This is a genomic window from Acidimicrobiales bacterium (assembly GCA_035316325.1).
Lineage (GTDB): Bacteria > Actinomycetota > Acidimicrobiia > Acidimicrobiales > VFJN01 > DASXTK01.
Genome location: DATHJB010000075.1, coordinates 35,994 through 56,577, shown reverse-complemented (window position 1 = coordinate 56,577; position 20,584 = coordinate 35,994). Strand labels below are relative to the sequence as shown.

Genomic DNA, 20,584 nt, shown 5'->3' with positions numbered 1-20,584 from the left:
TGGGCCGACTCACCGTCGAACCCGACCGTCCGGGTGGTGACGATCATCGAGCACCTCGCCCGGTACCCGGACCGGAGCTTCGGCGCCTCGGAGCTGGCTCGGACGCTCGCGATGACGAAGAGCACCTGCCTGGCGATCCTCATCACGCTGACCCAGGCCGGCTACCTCATCCAGCATCCGACCCGGAGGGACTTCCGATTGGGGCCGGCCTTCGTGACCGCGAGCCGGGCGGCTCAGGCCCGCTTCCCCGATCTCGAACCTGCCCACGACACCATCCGTCGCGTAGCGGCGCAGATCGGATCCCCCATCAACGTGACGACGGTGATCGAGGACCAGATCGTCATCCTCGACGTGATCGGACAGACCAACCTGTTCGGCGGCGTCCTGCGCGTGGGCGTGCGGGTGCCCTTCAACCCCCCGTACGGGGCAGTGCACGTGGCCTGGACCGACGCCTCGCAGTGGGACGCCTGGCTCCGATCGGCCAACCCGCCCCTCACGCCGGATGCGCTCCGCACCATGCAGCGCGTCGTGGAAGGTGCACGCCGACGCGGGTACATCGTGACGCTCGATCTCCCGAGCGGCCACGAGCTGGAACCCGTCCAGAACAAGCTGCGCGGGTCCGCACGGGTGGTCGATCCGACCGACCACAAGCGCCTGGCAGCGGCCCGACTCAACGACGTGCCGTACTTCCTCGAGGAGGTGAAGCCCCGGCACCGGTACCAGGTCGGGCAGATCCAGGCGCCGGTCCTCTCGGCGCCGCTGCGCGAACCGCTGGCCCTCTCCGCGAACTGGACGGGCGACACGCTCACCGGCGCCGAGGTGGTGGAGGCCGCGGAGTGCCTCCAGTCAGCCGCCGCGGCGGTCGCCACCGAGGTGCGCCGCCGCTGAACCGGGGCAGCGTCGTGCGGCTGCCGCCGGTGGCTCTCAGGGCGTTCCACCACCGATCACGGCCTTGGCGCCGAACCCGTCAGGGACGACGATGTCGGCCATGATCTCGGCGAACGTCAGCGGCGAGCAGGTGACTCGCCGGAGGAGGCGGTGCCGGGCGACGGGAAAGGCGGCCCGTCCGTGCTGGACCGCCAGGTTGTCCCAGATCACCAGGTCGTCGGGCTCCCAGCGGTGGACGTAGGTGAACCGATCGCTGTACATGTGCTCGAACAGCTCGGCGATGACGGCTTCGCTCTCGCACTCGTCGAGCCCGTCGATGTGGCTCGACTGCTGCTCGGAGACCCGGAGGTAGGCGACCTCGAGCCGGGGGTGCCGACCCAGCACCGGGTACGACCCCCGTGGGTAGGTGGACGGATCGGCGTCCTCCCCGATGTCGGCCAGCCGCAGCCGGTGGTCGCGGTCGTAGGAGATGTCGAAGCTGTACATCTGGGTCACGGTGAGCTCGGCCACCTTGGCGCGCGTCGGCTCGTCGAGGGCGGCGGCCGCGGCGACGGTGTCGGCGAAGAACGTGTCGGCCCCGGGAACGACGTGGATGCCGTACAGGGAGAGGGCCCAGAGGGGCTCCGGGGTGAAGCCGAAGTCGGAGTGGAACGGGAAGCGGTTGTCGCCCCGCACGAGAGCATCGGGGTCGGCGTTGGACACGAAGCTGTGGAGGCTGCCGTCGGCGCGCTCGTCGAGCACCGGGCCCGATGCGGCCTCCATGATCCGGACCTGGTCCGCGGGCTGGAGGCCCTGGCCACGCAGCACCAGCAGGTGGTGGGTGCCGAGCGCATCGCGCAGGGCCTCGGCGGTCGGGACGTCGAGCGGGCCTCGGAGGTCGGCGTCGACGATCTGGGCCCCGAAGGCCTCACCGATGGGGACGAAGTGCATGAGCGCTCCAAGGTCGGGGCCCGTCCGGGTCGGGCCGATCGGGTGGGCTGGTCAGGCGGTACTCGGTCCAGTCGGTGACGAGGTGTCGACGGCGGATCCGCCACCGGTCCGTGCGCTCGAAGCGGTCCAGGTAGCGCAGCACCATCACCCGGGCGACGCCGGGAGCGTCGACGTCGAGGTGGTGGGCGTGGCAGTAGGACTCGGCCGTCGCCACGTCGCCGTCGCCGTCGACGTCGATCGAGATCTGCCCGAGCAGGTGTGAGGTGGCGACGCATCTCCGGTGGCCTGCTCGGATGGCGTCGGTGATCCGATCGGCTCCGGCGATGGTGACCAGTGGTGCCCCGGCCACCTCCACGACGAGCTCCGCTTCGTCGCTGAGCAGGGTGCCCAGGTGGTCGTAGTCACGCCGGTCGACATCGTGGGCGTAGGCCCGGATGATGCGGGCGATCTCTCTCCGGTGGCGGTGTGCGATCTCGAGCGCGGGATCGTCGGTGGCGTTCATCGCCGGCCTCGGGTGACCGTCACGATGGGTTGCATCGCCCGGGTGCCGATCGCGTTCGGCGACAGGGGCGGATCGCCGACGAAGTCGATCTGCCAGGCGCCGCCGAGCAGGAACTGCAGGCTCGCCTCCACTTCGGCGGCACCCAGGAACCGACCGACGCAGCGGTGGTGCCCACCCCCGAAGACGGTGTGGCTCGACAGCGGCAGGTTCCGGCCGTCCGGCACCGGCACGGCGAGGTACACGAGGGTGCCCTGCTCGACGTCGATCTCACCCAGCTGGACGGACGTCGACGCGTACCGGAACGCTCCGGCCAGGGGCGGCTCGGCGCTGACCGCCGCGGCGATCTCATCGACCGTCGGCGGCACCCGCCGGGAGCTGTCCGGGCTGGTTCGCAGGACGGCCCAGGCGTTGGTGATGCCCGCCGCGGTCGTCTCGAACCCGCCGAGGAGCACCTGTTCGAGGACCGTGTGCTCGACCTCGGAGCCCATGGCCGCCACCAGCTCGTGGTAGCGCCGGATGCCGGCACTGATGGCCTCGTGCTCCCTGCCCACCCGAAACGTGAAGGAGGCGTTGAGCCACGGCATCACGTCCGCGAGCCCGTCGGCGTGGCCCGTGTCGAGGACCAGGAACCGGCAGGCGGCGGCAGCCACGGAAGGGAGCACGACCTCGGGGTAGAGGCCGATGGGCTGCGACGAGTCGGCGGCGGACGAGAGCCGTTGGTCCAGCTCGTCCACGATGGCGTCCACACCGCCGGCCGCCATGTCGGCCACGACCTTCGAGAGCTTGGAGCGGCCTGCACGGTGCACGCTGCCCGACCGCGGGGAGATGAGGGAGTCGTGGAAGGCCGTGATCGTGTCGAACTGGTGGCCGACGAAGCCGAGATCGGGGAGGCTCGGAACCCGGAGGCGCTCGTCCCGGAAGCCGGCCGCGATCAGGTCCTCGTCGAACACGGCCAGCCAGCCCCGGCCGACGGCGTAGCGCCCCCCGAGTGAGCGGACCTGCCCGAGCACCCGCATCGGATCCGACAGGTAGGTGGAGCCGTAGAGGTCGAACCCGGCGGTCAAGCCGTCGTGGTCGACGTCGAGCTCACCGAGAACGGATGACGGACCCTTGGTGGACATTCGCGAACCGCCTCTGGTCGACTATTAGTCCATGCAGGCGAATAGCCGCCCTAGGGCGATAGTGCTCGGCGGAGCAGGTCGTGTCAAGGGAGGCCGTCGCCGAACAGGTCCGGATCGGTCCGGCGGAGGCGTCGCAGGTTCGCCGCCCACATGTGCGGCAGGTAGTAGCGCTCGTACTCCGGTCGGGTGAGCGCCACGTAGGCGGACGTGAGCTCCTCACCGCCCACCGACCTCGCTTCGAGGTCATAGCGCGCGGTCTCCTCGAGTGTGATCGCCTCGATCGCGGCTCGCTCGACCGACTGCGAGGCGATAATCGCCCCGTGGTTGCGGATGATCAGCACCCGCCGGTCACCGAGCAGCTTCGCGAGTCGCGGCCCGTGGACCGGTGGCGTCGAGCCGTCGTCCTCGACGAAGACCTGGTCGTCATCGAAGAGGACGGCCCCGACGTTGTAGAGGCCGACCGTCCGCCCGGTCGTCGCCAGCACCGACACCCAATGGGAGTGGGTGTGGATGACGGACCGGACGTCGGGACGGGCCCGGTAGATCGCGGCGTGGAACTCGACGGCAGGCGACGGATCCCGATCGCCGGCGACCCTCTCGAGGTCGAAGGACGACTTCACGAGGGTCTCGGGGCGCGTCTCGTCGCAGTACTCGAAGGCCGAGACCCAGAAGGCATCCTCTCCGTCGACGCGGGCCGACACGTGGCCTGCCACCCCGCTGTCGCACCCGGAACGGCCCAGCATCCTCCGGGCGGCGGCGACCGTGAACCGGAGCGACTCCTCGTCGGCGGGCGCCTGCACCGTCACGACACCCACGTGAGCGACTGCAGCTCGCTGTAGGCCGTCATCGCGAAGTCGCCGCAGTCGCGCCCGATCCCCGAGCGCTTGAACCCGCCGAAAGGCGCCTCCATGTGCCGGACCGCACTGTTGATCTGCACCCCGCCGGCGCGCAGCCGACGGCCGATCCGCTGCGCCCGTCGGACGTCGGCGCTCCACACGTAGTCGATCAACCCGTAGTCGGAGTCGTTGGCGACGCCGATCGCCTCCTCGTCGCCGTCCACGGCGATGACGACGACGACGGGCCCGAAGACCTCTTCCCGAGCGATCGCCATGTCGTTCGTGACGTCCACGAACAGCGTCGGCGCCACGTAGAAGCCCCGCTCGAGCTGGGGACGGGCACCGCCGGCGACGAGGCTCGCCCCTTCCTCGCGGCCGAGCCGGACGAAGCGCTCCACCCGCTCACGATGAGCAGCCGAGATGACCGGCCCGACGTCGTTCGCCGAGTCGCGGGGGTCGCCGACACCGAGCTCGGCCGCCCGCTTCGCCAGCCGCTCGACGAGCTCGCCGGCCACGGCCCTGTCCGCCACCACCCGGGTCGGTGCCGTGCAGATCTGCCCGCTGTAGAACGTCCACACCGTCTCGATGCCCCGCACAGCCGAGGCCAGGTCGGCGTCGTCGGTGACGATGGCCGCCCCCTTCCCGCCGAGCTCCATGAGCTGCCGCTTCATCTGGGGCCCGGCGTTCCCGGCGATGCGGGCGCCCACCTCGGAGCTGCCGGTGAAGGAGACCATGTCCACGTCGGCGTCCACGAGTGCGGCGCCCACCTCCGGCCCGGAGCCCGTGACGACGCTGCAGACCCCGGCGGGGAGTCCGGCCTCGGCAAGGAGGTCGGCGAGCATGAGCACGCACAGCGGATCCTGGGGAGCCGGCTTGACCACGACGGTGTTGCCCATCGCCAGCGCCGGCGCCAGCTTCCCCGCCGTGTTGGCCAGGGGGTTGTTGTACGAGGTGATCGCCCCGACGACGCCGACCGGCTGGCGCACCGTCACCGCCGACACGTAGCCGCCGGGACCGAGGATCGTGTCGGGCATCGAGATCGGATCGAGCACCCCGTCGAGCGGTTGGGTCGCGGCCCGGGCGTAGCGCCGGAAGCGGGCCGCTGTCGCCGCGACGTGCATGCCCCGGAACACCGGCTCGGTCGCGCCGGTCTCGGCACAGCCGAGCTCGACCAGCTCGTCCGTCCGCTCGACGAGCAGGTCCGCCGTCCGCTTCAGGATCCGGGATCGCTCGCCGGGTGACGTCGACGACCATGCACCCAACGCCTCCCGGGCGGCACCCACCGACTGGCGGACCTGGGTGGCGGAGGCCTCCGGCGCGTAGGCGAGGACCTCTTCGGTGGCGGGGTTCACCAGGGGGTAGTGCCCGTCGTCGGGCGCCACCCGCGATCCAGCGATCACCAAGTCGTGTCGGGGTGCTCCAGATCGGCTCATTGCCGGGCTCCTTGTCGTTGGGTCGGTCACAACGGGCCGACTGGACCGGTGTGGGGACGCACGTCAGGTGAGGAAGGCGTCGACCTGCGCCGGCGTCACCTCGTGCCGGAAGAGCGCGGCGGCGTTGCGCCAGGCGATCGCCTCCCTGGCATCGGGAGCGAGCCGACCCAGCTGGCCCCACATCACCGGCTGGGTGTCGGGCCACGTCGAGTCGAGGTGCGGGTAGTCCGACTCGACGAGGATCCGGTCCACGCCGACCGAGTCGGCTATCCGCAGGGTCATCGCGTCCTCGATGACGCAGAAGTAGAAGTTGCGCCGGAGGACCTCGAGGGGTGTCGGGCCGCGCCGGTCCCAGGACCCGAAGATCTGCTGGTAGCGCTCCATGTGCACCAGGCGGTCCATCAGCCCCGGCACCCAACCGAGGCCACCCTCCGCCATCACGATCCGCAGCCCCGGGAACCGGATGGGCACCTGCGAGAACAACCAGTCGACGGTGAAGAACATCGAGTAGCCGAAGAACAGCGCGGCGATGGTGTCGCCGGGTGCGTCCGGGGCGGTCGTGGGGATGGTCGACGACGACCCCACGTGGAGGCACACGACGGTCCCCGTCTCCTCACACGCCTCGAAGAACGGGTCCCAGTGCCCGCTGTGCAGGCTGGGCAGACCGAGCTCGTGCGGCCCTTCGGTGAAAGCGACGGCCTTGTAGCCCCGCGCCGCGTTGGCCCGGATCTCACTCGCGGCCACGTCGGGATCACCCAGCCACGGGAGCTGGCACGGGATGAACCGATCGGGGTGGCTCCCCGACCACTCCTCCAGGAACCAGCTGTTCCAGGCGCGCAGCACGGCCAGGCCCAATTCGGCATCGACCCCCAGCTGGAGGCGTTGGCCGGCGAAGCCGCACAGGGCCGACGCGAAGTTGACCGAGGCGTAGACCCCGTCGGTGTCCATGTCCGCCACGCGAGCAGTCGGATCCCACGCACCTCGGCGCATGTGCTCGAACCGGGTCGGCTCGTTGGTGCACTCCGAGATCGGGCGACCGGCGACCGCCGAGAGGCCCATCTGCGACTGCCGCGACCCCTCGTAGACCCACTCCTGATCCCCGGTATCGGTCTCCACGATCCGCGGCGCCCGGTCCGCCAGCGCCCGGGGCACACGCCCCTCGAAGAGGTGCGCCGGCTCGACGACGTGATCGTCGGCCGAGATCAACAGGTGCCACCGCTCCCGGCGCGCCGGCTCCGGGAGGAACGTCACCGACGTCCGCGAGTTGCCCGCCGCGATGTCGCGGATCGCCGCATCCGACGAACCGCCGTTCCTCAGCCCTGGTCGATTATTCGTCTGCATTCGTGATTATCCTTCCGGTCGATGGAGCATCGACGGAGACGGCCGCTGGTGTCAAGGGGACGGGAGCACAGTGCGCTGGGGTGACGTCTTCATCGCCGGCGCGGGGTCCTGGTTCCCTCCGCGGCGTCCCGTGGAGGAGGCGGTGGAGGCCGGGGTCGTGCAGCGGGCCCGCGCGGAGATCCTCGGCGTCACCCACCTCCCGGTCGCCGAGCACGAGCACCCACCCGAGATGGCGGTGGCCGCCGGGCTCGACGCCATCGACGACGCCGGGATCGACCCGACCTGCATCGACGTCGTCCTCCACGCGAGCGTGTGGTTCCAGGGTCACGACATGTGGACCCCTGCGGCCTACATCGGTTCACGGACGGCAGGGCCCTCCGCCGTGACCTTCGATGTCGACCAGCGATCCAACGGCGGGCTCGGAACCCTGCACCTGGCCGCCGCCCATGTGCGCGCCGCATCTCGACCGGCCTGGGTGCTGGTGACGACCGCGGACCGGTTTGCCGGCCCCCACATCGATCGATGGCACACCGAGCCCCAGTGCGTCCTCGGCGACGGAGCGTCGGCGCTCGTGGTGACCAACCAGCCGGCGAAGTGCCGCCTCCGGTCGAGCGCCTTTCGCTCCGACACCAGCTTCGAGTGGCTCGGCCGAGGATCGTCACCCTTCTCCGACGGACCAGCGCTGCGGCGACCGGCCCCCGGACTCGACCGCTACCAGGCCGCCATGGAGCTCCGACCCGAGGCCGACTTCGACGTGCTGTCCGAGCACGTCCGAGCGGTCCTGAGCGAAGCCCTCGACGACGCCGACGCTGCGCTCGACGACCTCGCCAAGGTGTCCCTCCCCTTCATGCAACGAGGCGGCGGCCAGGAGGAGATGTTCGACATGATCGGGGTGGAGCGGGAGCGCACCACCTGGGACGATCTCGGCCGGGTGACCGGCCACCTCGGGGCCGGCGACCAGGCCGCCGGCCTCGACCACCTGCTCAGAACCGGCCAGATCGGACCCGGGGACCTCGTCCTGCTCATCGCTGCCGGCGTCGGCTACACCTTCTCCGCTGCCGTGGTCGAATGCTGCTGAAGCCCAGCGGGTCGCCTCGCTCAGCCCTGCCCTCTCGTCCGGCTACACCCGCATCAGGGACGCTCGCCGCGCATGACGTTGAGGTCGGCGTCGCCGCCGATGCCGTCGATCGACGCCCGGTCGTGGAACTGCCAGATCCACCAGTCGGCGACGTCGGGGCGGAGGAGGATCCGGCGATGCCACACCGGGCGCGCCAGCTCGTCGCGGAGGTGGTAGCGGCCCTCGAAGTCGGCGCCGACGTAGAGGACGACCTCCTCGCCGGTCTCCGACTCGACGGCGCGCAGGAAGGTCCTCAGCTCCCGCTCGACCTCGGTCGAGGCCTGCCGCTCCGAGCAGTTGCCGGCCAGCTCCAGGTCGACCACCGGCGGCAGCGCCTCGGGGTCCGAAGGCACCGTGGCCAGGAAGTTCTCGGCCTGCTCGTCGCCCGGCCGGCACAAGGTGAAGAAGTGGTACGCCCCCCGGTCGAGCCCCGCCGCGTCGGCGCCGTGCCAGTTCCGCTCGAACGAGGCGTCGACGAAGTCACCGCCCTCGGTCGCCTTGATGTAGGCGAACCCGATGTCGTCGTCGGCCACCCGGGCCCAGTCGATCTCGCCCTGGTGGTGCGAGACGTCGACGCCGTAGCGCTCGCCGTCGCGCAGCGCCGGGCGGTACTCGGGTAGCCACCGGTACCGGCCCACGAGACCGACGACCAGCAGCACGGCCAGCACACCGGCCGCGACGAACAGCCAGCGACGACGACGAGGCCACGCCACGTCAGGCGCCGGCGGTGACCTTTTCGCTGATGACCTTGGAGGAACCCGCGGGCTGCATCGTGACGCCGTAGAGGCAGTCGGCGGCTTCCATCGTGCGCTTCTGGTGGCTGACGACCACCAGCTGCGCCTCCTGGCGGAACTCGGCGATGAGGTCGAGGAAGCGGTGCAGGTTGACGTCGTCGAGGGCGGCCTCGACCTCGTCCATCACGTAGAAGGGCGACGGGCGGCTGCGGAACACGGCGAACAGGAACGCCAGCGCCGTCAGCGACCGCTCGCCACCGGAGAGCAGCGACAGCTTCTTCACGTTCTTGCCCGACGGCTTGGCCTCGATCTCGATGCCGCAGTTGAGCAGGTCGTCCGGGTTGGTGAGCCGCAGCCCGCCCTGGCCCCCCGGGAACAGCATCTGGAACAGCTGCACGAAGTTCTCGCTCACGTCGGCGTAGGCGGCGGCGAAGACCCGCACGATCTCCTCGTCGACCGCCCGGATGACCTTCGCCAGCTCCCGCCGCGACGACTTCACGTCGTCGAGCTGCTCCTGCAGGAAGCCGTAGCGCTCCTGCAGAGCGTCGAACTCCTCCAGGGCCAGCGGGTTGATCGGGCCCATGAGCTTGAGGTCGCGCTCCAGCTCGCGGATGCGGGCCGCGGCGGGCACGCCGTCGGGCAGCTCGGGCGGCTCGGCGTTGATGGCGGCGTGGGGCTCGACGTCGAGCTGGGTGCGGCACAGCTCGGTGGCCTGCTCCAGCCGCAGCCGCACCTCGGCCTCCTCCAGCTCGGCTCGACGGCCCCGCTCCCGGGCGTTCTCGAGCGTGCGCTCCGACTCGATCCGCTGCCGGCGCGCGCCGTCGAGATGCGTCGTGAGGACCCGGTGGGCGTCGGTCTGCTTGCGGCGGCGCTCCTGCAGGTCGACGTGGTGCTCCTGCACCAGGGCGGCCCGCTCGGCGACGAAGGCGCTCAGCCGCTCCAGCACGGCCTGCGTGCGGTCCAGCTCGACCCGGCGCTCCTTGGCCTCGTTCCACGCCTCCGACGTGCGGGCCAGCCGCTCGCGCACCTCGGTGAGCCGCTGGCCCAGGAAGCCGCGGCGGTCGGTGATGGCAGCCCGGCGCACCTCGATGTCCTGGCGACGGGCGCCGAGCGCCGTGACCCGCTCCTCGAGCTGGCGCCGGGCCTGCGCCATGGCCTGGGCCCGCTGGGTGAGATCGGCCTCCTCGGCTTCCAGCGCCGGGAGCAGCAGCTCCAGCTCGCCGACGCGGCCGCCCTCGCGGGCGATCCGCTCGGTGGCTTCCTCCAGCTGGGACGACACCGACGCGGCCTCGGCACGGGCCTCGTCGCGGTCCTTGGTGGAGCGGGCGATCGTGTCGTTGTTCGTGGCCAGCTGGCGGCGGAGGTCCTCGAGCCGGCGGCGGGCGACGTCGTCGGCCTTGCGGGCCGCGTCCCGGGCGGCGTCGGCCTCCCTGCGGGCCGCGTCGCGGGCGGCGGTGGCGTCCTTGCGAACCTGATCGCGGGCGGCTTCGGCGTCCTTGCGGGCCGCGTCGCGGGCGGCGGTGGCCTCGCGCCGGCGGGCGGTGGCCTCGGCGGCGACGGCCCGGGTCTCCTCGGCCACGGCCCGCGCCGCCTCGGCCTTGGCGGTGGCCTCGTCGAGCGCGGCGCCCGTGGCGCCGGTGGTGGCGGTGACGGCCCGCCAGCCCTCGGCGGCGAAGCGGCCGCCCTCGCGGGTGACGACCACGGCGTCGGGGTGGGCCACGGCGGTCTCGATGGCACCCGCCCAGCCGCCGTCGACCACGACCGCCGTGCCCACCAGGGCGTCGAGCAGCGGAGCCACCTCGGGGCGACGGGGGTGCACGTGCGTACGGACCCGCTCGCCTCCCGCCGGGAGGTCGGCGCCGCGGGTGGGGCGGGCGGCCTCCAGCGCCAGCACGGCGCCCGGCAGGTCGCCCTGGGCCAGGATCTCGACAGCGGCGCGCCCGGCATCCACCGAGCCGACCACCACGGCGGCCAGGGCCTCACCGCAGGCGGCCTCGAAGGCGGGCTCCCAGCCCGGGTCGATCTCGACCAGGTCGAGCAGGGTGCCGACGACGCCGTCGACGCCGGCCAGGCGCTCGACACCGGCCCGGGTACGGGCGTCGTCGAGTGCCAGCGACAGGGCCTCGACCTTGGCCTCCCACTGGGTGCGCTCGGCCTGGGCGGCCCGGTCGGCCTCATCGGCGCCGGCCACCACCTCCTCGGCGGCGACGCAGGCCTGTTCGGCGCCGGCCACCGCCATCTCAGCGGCCTCCCCGGCGCCGGCCACGGCCATCTCGACGGCCTCCTCGGCGCCGGCCACTGCGTTCTCGGCGGCCTCCTCGGCCGTGGCGAGGGCCTTCTCGGCGGCCTCCCGAGCCACGACGACGTCGCCCTCGGAGGCCTCGGCCTCGGCGTTCTCACCGGTCAGGCGCTCGACCTCGGCGTCGAGGCGCTCGACCTTCTCGGCCAGGCGGTCGAGGCGCTGGCGGGCCCGGTCGAGCTCGGCCGTGCCCCGCTGGTGGGTCTTCCCGAGGGCGGTCAGCTCACCGCGGACCTCGGCCGCCTTGCCCGACGGGGTCGGGACGCCCTCGGCCCACGTCTCTTCGAACGTGCGGCGGGCCTCGTCCAGCGCGGTCTCGTCGCTCGCCAGCTCGTCGGCCTCGGGGGCGAGCTGCTGCTCGGTGCCGTCGAGGGCGCCCAGCTCGCCCTCCAGCCGGGCCGCGTCGGCCTCCAGGCTGGCGATCACGCCCTGGTCGACGAACGCCTCGCGCTCGCGCTCCAGACCCTTGAGCCGCTCGCCCAGCAGCGCCGTGAGGCCATGGGCCTTCTCCCGCAGCGCCTCCACCCGCGCCAGAGCGTCGCCCAGGTCGTCGCCGCCCAGCGCCGACAGCTCGGCCTCGGCGGCCAGCACCGTGGCGTCGAGCTCGCCGAGGCGCTGGCGGACCATGCGGTCCTCCCCCGCGGCCTCGGCCTTCGCCGCGGTCGCCTCGGCCAGGCGCCGTCGCAGCGTGGCCAGGTCGCGACCGGCGGCGTAGACCTGCAGCGCCCGCAGCTCGGTCACCACCGAACCGTGGCGGCGGGCCGCGTCGGCCTGCTTCTCCAGCGGGCGGAGCTGGCGGCGCACCTCGCGCTGCAGGTCCTGCAGGCGGACGAGGTTGCCCTCGGTGGCGGTGAGCCGGCGCTCGGAGCGCTCCTTGCGGCGCCGGTGCTTGAGCACGCCGGCAGCCTCCTCGATGACCGTGCGCCGGTCCTCGGGGCGGGCGTTGAGCACCGCGTCGATCTGGCCCTGCCCGACGATCACGTGCTGCTGGCGGCCCACGCCGGTGTCGCTGAACAGCTCCTGCACGTCGAGGAGACGGCAGGGCACGTTGTTGATGGCGTACTCGCTGTCGCCCGAGCGCCACAGCGTGCGGGTGACGGTGACCTCGTTGAAGTCGATCGGCAGCAGGCCGGCGGTGTTGTCGATGGTGATCGACACCTCGGCCCGGCCCAGCGCCGGTCGCTTGGTGGTGCCGGCGAAGATGACGTCGTCCATCTTCTGACTGCGCACGGCGGACGGCGCCTGGGCGCCCAGCACCCAGCCGATGGCGTCGACCACGTTCGACTTGCCCGATCCGTTGGGCCCCACGACGACGGTGACGCCGGGCTCGAAATCGAGAGTCGTGTTGTCGGCGAAGGACTTGAAGCCCTTGAGCGTCAGCGCCTTGAGGAACATCGCATGCAGGTTACGTAGGCCCGGCCGCCAGCACGGGGACTACCAGGCAGGAACCCAGAAACCCGGAAGAAGTCAGACCTGGCAGCTCGGACAGGCGAACGTCGTCCGACCGCCTACCCGGGACTTGCCCACGGTACCCCGACATCTCCGGCAGGCTTCGCCGGTCCGGCCCCAGACCTCGAGCTCGTCCTGGAACGAGCCCGGCTTGCCGTGGATGTCGACGAACGGGTGCAGGTCGTCGATCGACGTGCCGTGGTGCTTGGTCGCCTCGTGCAGGATCTCGACCAGCGACCGGTACAGGCGGCGGATCTCCATCGTCGACAGCGTCGCCACCTCGCGGTCGGCCCGCAGGCCGGCGTCGTAGAGGATCTCGTCGGTGTAGACCTCGCCCAGCCCGACCACGAAGCTCTGGTCCATCAGCAGGCCCTTGAGCTTGTCGCCGCGGCGGTTCACCAGGGCCTGGGCGAACGAGGTCCACGACACCGGCGACGCCACCGGGTCGAGGCCCAGGTCGCGCAGCTCGGGCACCTCGTCGAGCAGCCCGCCGGCGTCGACCACGAACACCTCGCTGAGGCCCTCCGGATCGATCACCCGCAGCTGCCCGCCCTGCGTGAACGACACGACCAGCTCGGTGCCGGGCTCCACCGGCTCCTTCGGCGCGGCCCGCAGTATCTGGCCCGACTCGCCCAGGTCGAACACCAGCAGGTCGGAGCTGTCGAGGTTGGCGACCAGCAACGAGCCCTTGCGGTCGACGCTCTTGAACTTCGTGCCCTCGAGGCGCGCCTGGAAGTTCTTCTTGGGCCCGTTGCGACGCACCAACTTGGTGGTGCGCACGTCGGCCGTCTTGACCCGTCGACCGACGGTCTCGCGTTCGAGGCCGCGGCGCACGGTCTCGATCTCGGGCAACTCAGGCATCTTGCTCCTCAAGCTCGGCCACGAGCGTGGCGTAGGCGTCCCGCGCTGCGACCTGCTCGGCCTGCTTCTTGGATCGTCCGTCGCCGCTGCCGCGGGGCAGCCCCACGACGGACACAGTGGTGTGGAACCGCCGGGCGTGATCGGGGCCCTCGGCATCGGTGTGGTAGCGGGGCGGTTCGTCGAAGTGCCGGGCCACCAGCTCCTGGAGGCGGCTCTTGTAGTCCTGGCCGCCGGGACCGCCGGCGTGCGCCTCGGCGACGCGGCTGCCCAGCAGCCGCAGCACCAGGCTGTTGGCCTCGGGCATGCCGGCGGCGATGTAGACGACGCCGATCACGGCTTCGAGGGCGTCGGCCAGGATCGACGGCTTCTCCCGTCCCCCCGACTGCTCCTCGCCCTTCCCCAGCAGCAGGTGGTCACCCAGGCTGAGCTCGTCGGCCACCTCGGCCAACGTCACCGCGTTGACGACGGCCTTGCGCACGTCGGTCAGCTCGCCCTCGCTCAGCTCCGGGTACTCCCGGAACGAGAAGTCGGTGATGATCACGCCCAGCACGGCGTCGCCGAGGAACTCGAGACGCTCGTTGGAGTCGTGGCCGGGGTTCTCCGCGCACCACGACCGATGGACGAGCGCGGTCGCCAAGGTCTCCGTCGCAGGTAGTTCTACACCGAGGCGCGCTGCGAGCTTGTCGAGCGCTGGGACTGGGAGCTGGATGATCTAATCCTTCAAACGCGAGCGAGCACGTAGTCGACCGCGTCACGGACGGTCTTGATGTCTTCGAGATCCTCGTCTTCGATGCGGAAGCCGACGGTCCGCTCGCTGAGCTCCTCCTCCAAGGCCTCGGCCAACTCGATCAGAGCGAGTGAATCGGCCTCGAGGTCGTCGCTGAACGAATCGCCCTCGTTGATGGCCGTGGGCTCGACTTCGAGGATGTCGGCCAAACGATCGCGGATCAGCTCGAACACCTGCTGGCGGTCGAGCGGACCACGTTCGACATGGGTCTCGGCGGGCACGCTTTTTCTCCTGTTGTCGGCAGAACCGGCCGCAGTGTACCGGGGAGCGCGATTGTGCGCTTGTGAACGCGGGCGGTGGTGGATGGTGCGGCTCAGCCGGCCGCCACGACCGCCCGCAGGTGCTCCACGAGACCGGCTTCCACCAGATCACGGGCCACCCGTACTGCGTTCACGATCGCCGTCGCCGACGACGAGCCGTGGCTGATGATGCACACGCCGTTCACGCCCAGCAACATCGCCCCGCCGTGCTGCTCGGGATCGACCTGCTGGTAGAGCGGCAGCAGGCCGTTGAGCGCCTTGTCGGCGCCCTCGGTGGTGCTCAGCGCCCCGACGACGGCGGTGACGAGGGCCTTCATCCCACCCTCGAGGGTCTTGAGGGCGACGTTGCCGGTGAAGCCGTCGGTGACGACCACGTCGACGTCGGAGGTCATGAGGTCGCGGCCCTCGACGTTGCCGACGAACCGCGCCCCGGCGTTGGCCAGGGCACCGTCGGCGACGAGCAGCTCGTGGGTCTCCTTCACCAGCGGGGTGCCCTTGGTCGACTCCTCGCCGATCGACAGCAGGCCCACCCGCGGCTCGGCGATGCCGTAGCGCTCCCGGGCGTACACCGCTCCCATCTGGGCGAACTGCACCAGCCACGCCGGCTGGCACTCGGCGTTGGCGCCCGCGTCCAGCAGGATCGTCGGCGTGGAGCCGAACACCGGGATCGGCGTGGCGATCGCCGGGCGGGCGACGCCCTTGATGCGGCCCATGCGCAGCAGCGCCGAGGCCATCGTCGCCCCGGTGTTGCCGGCCGAGACCATCGCCGACGCCTTGCCGTCGCGCACCAGCTCGGCGGAGCGCACCAGCGACGAGTCCTTCATGGTGCGCACGCTCGACGCCGGGTCGGCGTCCATGGCGATCACCTGGGAGGCGGGGAACAGCTCCAACCCGCCCCGCAGCCGCTCGACCACCTCGGGCTGGCCCACCAGCGTGATCGTGACACCCAGCTCGTGCACCGCCCGCTGGGCGCCGTCCACGATGGCGTCAGGGGCGTTGTCGCCCCCCATGGCATCGAGCGCGATCGGCAGCGTCGACATCGCCTGTCCCCCTCAGACTCTTGTTGTACAGGCCGGCGAACGTCAGTCGACGTCGATGGCCTGGCGACCGCCGTACCAACCGCAGTTGCCGCACACCACGTGGGGCAGCTTCACAGCGTTGCACTGCGGGCAGACGCTGCGCGACGGCTGGTCGAGGCGCCACGCGCTCGCACGGCGGCTGCGGCTCTTCGCCTTGGAGGTCTTCTTCTTGGGAACGGCCATGGCGGTGTCTTAGGTCTTCCTGGAGCAGACGGAGAGAGGGTCGCCCGGCCACGGAGGGCCGAGCGCACGAAGAGGAGAGGCTAGCGGAGGTTCGCCTCAGGAGTCGAAGCGCAGCTGGTCCAATGCGCCCCAGCGGGGGTCGGATGCCGGCGCGGTGCCGTCGGCGTCGTCCGCGGCGACCACCGGGTGGTCGTCCGGGTCGGGGCCGGGGCAGTCGTCACGGCACAGGGGCGCCAGCGGCAGGACCAGCGCCAGCAGCTCGCGGAGCACGACGCCCAGGTCGATCTGCTCGTTCTCGATGGGGTAGGTCTCGTCGTCGACGGGCGAGGGCTCGAACACCTCGCGCAGGTCGACCACCAGCTCGCCCGACGTCGCCTCCAGGCAGCGCCGGCACTCCCCCTCCCACGGCGCCCGGGCCGTGCCCTGCACCACCACCGTCTGGCCCAGCGCCTCGACGGTGCCGTCGAGGGTGACCACCGCGTCGTCCGGCACGCGGGCGCTGGACAGGGCGACCCCCGGCAGGTGGCCCTGCAGGTGCAGGTCGTGCTGGGCGCCCGGTGTCCGCAGCGCCTCCCCCAGGTGGACGACGAACGGGCTCACTCTCGATCCTGGTCGAAGAAGCCGTCTTCGGCCTCCTCGTCGCACTCGTCGTCCTCGTCGTCGTCACCACCGTCGGCCGTGCCGTCGCCGAACACGTCGCTGCCCACGTCGGCCGGCTGCGGGCGCAGCTTCTCGCGCCCCGCCGACACCGCCGCCATCGTCCGCTCCAGCACCGCCTCGAGCTGCACCAGGCGCTGGTCGCAGTAGTCGTCGCACTCGCTGCTCAGGCGCGCCGCGTCGGCCCGGGCCTGCTCGACGATGCGCCGGGCCTTCTGCTCCGCCGACCGCAACACCTCGGAGCGCTGCACCATGCGCTCCGCCTGACCGCGGGCCGCGACGAGGATCTCGTCGGCCTCGAGGTGGGTGCGCGCCAGGAACTCGTCGCGCTCCTTCAGCAGCCAGCGGGCGCCGCGGAGGTCCTCGGGCAGGCGCTCGATGGCCTGGTCGAGGATGTCGAGCACGACGTCGCGGTCGACTTTGACCGCGGTCGACAGCGGCGACGGCCGCGCCTGGTCGACCATCTCGTGCAGCTCGCGCAGCAGCATCTCGACGTCGCCCCCGGGCCTGCGCCGCGCGACGCGCTCCTCCAGGTCGCGCTCGGCATCGAGCTCGCTCTCGTAGCCCGCCTCATGGTCGACGTCCTCGATCATCAGGTCCTTCGTCAGTCCTAGTACTTCTCGCTGAGTCGCTTCGACACCGCCGCCGGCACCATCGAGCTGACATCGCCACCGAACCGGGCGATCTCCCGGATGAACTTCGACGCCACGTACGAGTGCGACGAGCCCGACGGGATGAACAGGGTGTCGACACCCGACACCTGATGGTTCATCTGGGCCTGCATCAGCTCCGACTCGAAGTCGGACACCACGCGCAGGCCCTTCACGATGAAGTCGGCCCCCACCTCGCGGGCCAGGTCGACCACGAGGCTGGAGAACGAGGTGATGCGGACGTTGTCGAGGTGCGCCGTCGACTCCTCGATCATCGCGCGGCGCTCGTCCAGGCTGAAGAGGGCCTCGCCCTTCTGCGGGTTGCGGACGGCGGCCACCACCACCTCGTCGAAGAGGCGCGACGCCACCTCGATGATCTCCAGATGACCGTTGTGGATGGGGTCGAACGATCCGGGATACAGCACCGTGGTCGTCATGTCGCCGAACTTACTCCCCACCACCCTCGCGGTTGAGACTCGCGCCGAACGTCACCCACGTCCGGCCGTACCTGGTGCACCTGATCACCTTCCAGTCCGAGGGGAGGGTCGGCTCGACGTCGGTCTCCATCACCACGAAGTCGGCGGGGAGCGCGGCGAGCAGGGCGTCCCAGCCGTCGAACGCGTAGGGCGGGTCGCAGATCGCCAGGTCGTACCGGCCCGGGTTCCGCTGGAGGAAGCGCTCGGCGCGGTCCGCCACGAGGTCGGCCCGGTCGGCCAGGCCCGTGGTGGCGAGGTTCTCGGCGATGGCCTTGCGGGCGTTGGCGTCGGTGTCGACGAAGGTGGCGTGGGCGGCGCCCCGTGACAGGGCCTCGATGCCGTTCGCCCCGCTGCCCGCGAACAGGTCGAGCACCCGGGCGTCGGCCACCAGGCCGCGGCTCCACAGGGCGTTGAAGATCGCCTCCCGCACCCGGTCGATGGTGGGCCGGGTGGTGTCACCGGGAGGGGCCACCAACCGCCGACCACGGGCGACTCCGCCGACCACACGCATCGCGGGGACGGTACCTTGCACGGAGCGAGGCGAGGGGGAGCTGTGGCTGCTGGACGTCGACCGATCCGTCATCCGGTGCTGCGGGAGATGGTGCTCGAGAGGCGGGACTTCCTCCGGGCCATGGGCGCCGCCGGGGTCACCCTCGGGTTGGCGGCGTGCAGCAGCGGCGGCAGCGACGACGACCGCGCCCGACCGCGGGCCGCCGACTCCGTCGAGCCCTACGACCCGGACCGGCGGTTCTGGGAGCAGGGCAACTACGTGTCGGTGGACGAGGCGGACCACACGTCGCTCGAGGTGACGGGCACCATCCCGTCGAGCCTCACCGGGGTGTACCTCCGCAACGGGTCGAACCCGCCGACCAGGACCGCGCCCTTCTGGTTCCTGGGCGACGGGATGATCCACGGGCTGCGCATCGAGCAGGGCAGGGCGGCCTGGTACCGCAGCCGCTACGTGCAGACCACCCCCCACCGGGAGGGCAAGATCCTCGGCGACTACGTGACCCCCGGCGGCGACGTCAACCAGTCGAACGTCGCCATCGCCTACCACGCCGGCAAGCTGCTGACCACGGGCGAGGTGGGCTGGCCGTACGAGCTGTCCGTCGACGACCTGTCGACCGTCGGGCCCTACGACTTCGCCGGGAAGCTCCGGACCTGGATGACCGCCCACCCGAAGATCGACCCGGACACCGGTCGCATGCACTTCTTCGGCTACTGGTTCGCCGACCCGTTCCTGTCGTACCACGTGGTGGAGCCCGACGGTCGCCTGGTGCACAGCGAGCCCGTCGACATCCCGGCCGCCACGATGATCCACGACTTCGCGATCACCGACCGCGACGTGATCTTCTGGCAGGCGCCGGTGATGTTCCGGCTCACCCCCGAGCTGCTGGCCACCGGGTTCCCCTTCGAGTGGGACGCCGAGGGGCCGTCGCAGGTGGGCATCATGCCGCTGGGCGGGCCGGCGTCGGAGATCCGTTGGGTCGACGTCGACCCGTTCATGGTGTTCCACGGCCTCAACGCCCACCGGGAGGGCGACGAGGTTGTGGTGCGGGTGCACAAGCAGACCTCGGCGTTCGGGCCGGAGGGCGACCTGCTGCCGTCGTTCCTGACGGAGTGGCGGATCGACACGTCCGGCCCCGACCTGCGCCTCCGGGAGACGCAGGTGAGCGACGTGTACATGGACATGCCCACCATCGACCGGCGCCGGCTGGGGCGGCCGGTGCGCCACGGCTGGTGCACCACCGTCGACGGCAAGGGGCCCTACGGCTTCGAGTTCGCGGGGCTCGACCACGTCGATCTCCAGACCGGGACGCACGACCGCTGGGAGCCCGGCGAGATGGAGCGGGCCGGCGAGGGGTTCTTCGTACCCGACAGCGATTCGGCGGGCGAGGACGAGGGCTGGGTGCTCAGCTTCCTCTACGACCGCACGACCGACCGCTCGTCGCTGGGGATCTTCGACGCGTCGGCGATCGGCGACGGCCCGGTCGCCCGCGTCCACCTGCCGGTGCGGGTGCCCTACGGCTTCCACGGCCTGTGGGTGCCCGACGGCGCCCAGGCGGTCTAGCGCCTCCCAGGGGCTGGTCCCTAGCGCCTCCAGGCCGGCGCGGCCCGGGCGGCGAAGTCGGCGAACGACGTGGCCGGGCGGCCGGTGACCTGCTCCACGTGGTCGGTGACGGTGGCGCCCTCACCGCGGCGGATCGCCGCCAGGTGGCCGAGCAGCATCGCGGCGTAGTCGTCGGGCACGCCGTCGGCGCGCAGCGCATCGGCCAGGGCGTCGGGAGCGATGTCGTGGTGCGCGACCGGTCGCCCGGCTGCCGCCGAGATCGTCGCCGCGACCTCGGCGTAGGTGAGCGCCTCGGGGCCGGTGAGCCGGTACTCGGCCTTGGCGTGGCCGTCCTCGGTGAGCGCCGCGGCGGCCACCGCGGCGATGTCGTCGGCGTCGACGAACCCGACCGCGCCCTCGCCGGTCGGGGCGACCACGGCGTCGTGGTGGAGGATCCCCGGCAGCTGGAAGCCCTCGGAGAGGTTCTGGGCGATGGCGGAGGGCCGCAGGGTGGTCCACTCCAACCCGGTGGCCATCACCTGGCGCTCCACCTTGCGGTGGCCGGGCTCGGGGCCGCCCACGTCGAGCTCGACGCCGAGGGCCGACAGCGCCACGACCCGGGATGCACCGGCGTCGACGGCCAGCTCGAGGAAGGGGCCGGCCAGCGGCGAGTGGTCCTCCACCAGCTCGGGGCCGACCAGGAACACCGCGTCGGCGCCGGCCAGGGCGGGGCGGTGCGTCTGGGGCCGGTGCCAGTCGAACAGCACGTCGCCCTCGCGAGCGGGCCGGCGGGTGGCGGACCGGACGGTCGCGCCCCGGTCGACGAGCCGGGGGACGAGACGGCGGCCGGTCTTCCCGGTGGCGCCGAGGACGAGGACGGTGGGCGGCATGGTGGCTCCTGAACGACTGTGAGTGCCCGCGCGGCCACCAT

General features: G+C 71.7%; 21 protein-coding genes. 3 read left to right on the top strand and 18 right to left on the bottom strand.

What is annotated here, in order from left to right:
- Positions 1 to 36 precede the first annotated feature (36 nt).
- A complete protein-coding gene (locus VK611_10650; protein ID HMG41782.1) occupies positions 37 to 888 on the top strand; it encodes a helix-turn-helix domain-containing protein in 852 nt (283 codons plus the stop codon).
- A 36-nt stretch (positions 889 to 924) separates the two neighbouring features.
- Here the strand turns inward: VK611_10650 and VK611_10645 are convergent, their stop codons facing one another.
- The 6 genes from VK611_10645 to VK611_10620 all read right to left on the bottom strand — a co-directional run bounded on the left by VK611_10645 (position 925) and on the right by VK611_10620 (position 7,051).
- Positions 925 to 1,818, bottom strand: a complete 894-nt coding sequence (locus VK611_10645; GenBank protein HMG41781.1) for a TauD/TfdA family dioxygenase — start codon at positions 1,816 to 1,818, stop codon at positions 925 to 927.
- A complete protein-coding gene (locus VK611_10640; protein ID HMG41780.1) occupies positions 1,796 to 2,320 on the bottom strand; it encodes a nuclear transport factor 2 family protein in 525 nt (174 codons plus the stop codon). The genes VK611_10645 and VK611_10640 overlap by 23 nt, the downstream gene beginning before the upstream one ends.
- Positions 2,317 to 3,441: a hypothetical protein gene (locus VK611_10635; protein HMG41779.1), complete on the bottom strand. Its 1,125-nt coding sequence runs from the start codon at positions 3,439 to 3,441 to the stop codon at positions 2,317 to 2,319. The genes VK611_10640 and VK611_10635 overlap by 4 nt, the downstream gene beginning before the upstream one ends.
- Positions 3,442 to 3,524: 83 nt before the next feature.
- Complete coding sequence (locus VK611_10630) at positions 3,525 to 4,256, bottom strand: class II aldolase/adducin family protein (protein ID HMG41778.1); 732 nt, start codon at positions 4,254 to 4,256, stop codon at positions 3,525 to 3,527.
- Entirely contained in the window at positions 4,244 to 5,677 is a 1,434-nt protein-coding gene (locus VK611_10625; GenBank protein ID HMG41777.1) for an aldehyde dehydrogenase family protein, read from the bottom strand. The genes VK611_10630 and VK611_10625 overlap by 13 nt, the downstream gene beginning before the upstream one ends.
- Positions 5,678 to 5,773: 96 nt before the next feature.
- Positions 5,774 to 7,051, bottom strand: coding sequence for an amidohydrolase family protein (locus VK611_10620; protein HMG41776.1), 1,278 nt, complete (start codon positions 7,049 to 7,051; stop codon positions 5,774 to 5,776).
- A gap of 70 nt (positions 7,052 to 7,121) precedes the next feature.
- Between VK611_10620 and VK611_10615 the strand changes: the two genes are divergently transcribed.
- Positions 7,122 to 8,129, top strand: coding sequence for a ketoacyl-ACP synthase III family protein (locus VK611_10615; GenBank protein HMG41775.1), 1,008 nt, complete (start codon positions 7,122 to 7,124; stop codon positions 8,127 to 8,129).
- Between the two features lie 53 nt (positions 8,130 to 8,182).
- Here the strand turns inward: VK611_10615 and VK611_10610 are convergent, their stop codons facing one another.
- The 11 genes from VK611_10610 to rsmD form a co-directional block, all read right to left on the bottom strand.
- A complete protein-coding gene (locus VK611_10610; protein HMG41774.1) occupies positions 8,183 to 8,881 on the bottom strand; it encodes a GH25 family lysozyme in 699 nt (232 codons plus the stop codon).
- Position 8,882: 1 nt separating this feature from the next.
- Positions 8,883 to 12,596: an AAA family ATPase gene (locus VK611_10605; protein ID HMG41773.1), complete on the bottom strand. Its 3,714-nt coding sequence runs from the start codon at positions 12,594 to 12,596 to the stop codon at positions 8,883 to 8,885.
- A 72-nt stretch (positions 12,597 to 12,668) separates the two neighbouring features.
- Positions 12,669 to 13,511, bottom strand: coding sequence for a bifunctional DNA-formamidopyrimidine glycosylase/DNA-(apurinic or apyrimidinic site) lyase (gene mutM, locus VK611_10600; GenBank protein ID HMG41772.1), 843 nt, complete (start codon positions 13,509 to 13,511; stop codon positions 12,669 to 12,671).
- Positions 13,504 to 14,220 carry a ribonuclease III gene (gene rnc, locus VK611_10595; GenBank protein HMG41771.1) on the bottom strand — a complete coding sequence of 239 codons (717 nt, stop codon included), beginning with the start codon at positions 14,218 to 14,220 and terminating at the stop codon, positions 13,504 to 13,506. Before rnc ends, mutM begins: the two co-directional genes overlap by 8 nt.
- A gap of 11 nt (positions 14,221 to 14,231) precedes the next feature.
- Complete coding sequence (locus VK611_10590) at positions 14,232 to 14,519, bottom strand: phosphopantetheine-binding protein (protein ID HMG41770.1); 288 nt, start codon at positions 14,517 to 14,519, stop codon at positions 14,232 to 14,234.
- Positions 14,520 to 14,611: 92 nt separating this feature from the next.
- Positions 14,612 to 15,598 (bottom strand): phosphate acyltransferase PlsX, encoded by a 987-nt coding sequence (gene plsX, locus VK611_10585; protein HMG41769.1) that lies wholly within the window; start codon positions 15,596 to 15,598, stop codon positions 14,612 to 14,614.
- A gap of 42 nt (positions 15,599 to 15,640) precedes the next feature.
- Positions 15,641 to 15,820, bottom strand: a complete 180-nt coding sequence (gene rpmF / locus VK611_10580) for a 50S ribosomal protein L32 (GenBank protein HMG41768.1) — start codon at positions 15,818 to 15,820, stop codon at positions 15,641 to 15,643.
- 96 nt (positions 15,821 to 15,916) lie between these two features.
- Complete coding sequence (locus tag VK611_10575; GenBank protein ID HMG41767.1) at positions 15,917 to 16,420, bottom strand: YceD family protein; 504 nt, start codon at positions 16,418 to 16,420, stop codon at positions 15,917 to 15,919.
- A complete protein-coding gene (locus tag VK611_10570) occupies positions 16,417 to 17,070 on the bottom strand; it encodes a hypothetical protein (protein ID HMG41766.1) in 654 nt (217 codons plus the stop codon). Before VK611_10570 ends, VK611_10575 begins: the two co-directional genes overlap by 4 nt.
- Positions 17,071 to 17,087: 17 nt before the next feature.
- On the bottom strand, positions 17,088 to 17,564 hold the full coding sequence (gene coaD / locus VK611_10565) for a pantetheine-phosphate adenylyltransferase (protein HMG41765.1): 477 nt from the start codon (positions 17,562 to 17,564) through the stop codon (positions 17,088 to 17,090).
- A gap of 10 nt (positions 17,565 to 17,574) precedes the next feature.
- Positions 17,575 to 18,114, bottom strand: coding sequence for a 16S rRNA (guanine(966)-N(2))-methyltransferase RsmD (rsmD, locus tag VK611_10560; protein HMG41764.1), 540 nt, complete (start codon positions 18,112 to 18,114; stop codon positions 17,575 to 17,577).
- Between the two features lie 42 nt (positions 18,115 to 18,156).
- On the opposite strand from rsmD, the gene VK611_10555 reads away from it, so the two are divergent.
- Positions 18,157 to 19,674 carry a carotenoid oxygenase family protein gene (locus VK611_10555; GenBank protein HMG41763.1) on the top strand — a complete coding sequence of 506 codons (1,518 nt, stop codon included), beginning with the start codon at positions 18,157 to 18,159 and terminating at the stop codon, positions 19,672 to 19,674.
- 20 nt (positions 19,675 to 19,694) lie between these two features.
- On the opposite strand, the gene VK611_10550 is transcribed toward VK611_10555, so the two are convergent.
- On the bottom strand, positions 19,695 to 20,543 hold the full coding sequence (locus tag VK611_10550; protein HMG41762.1) for an NAD(P)H-binding protein: 849 nt from the start codon (positions 20,541 to 20,543) through the stop codon (positions 19,695 to 19,697).
- Between the last annotated feature and the right edge of the window lie 41 nt (positions 20,544 to 20,584).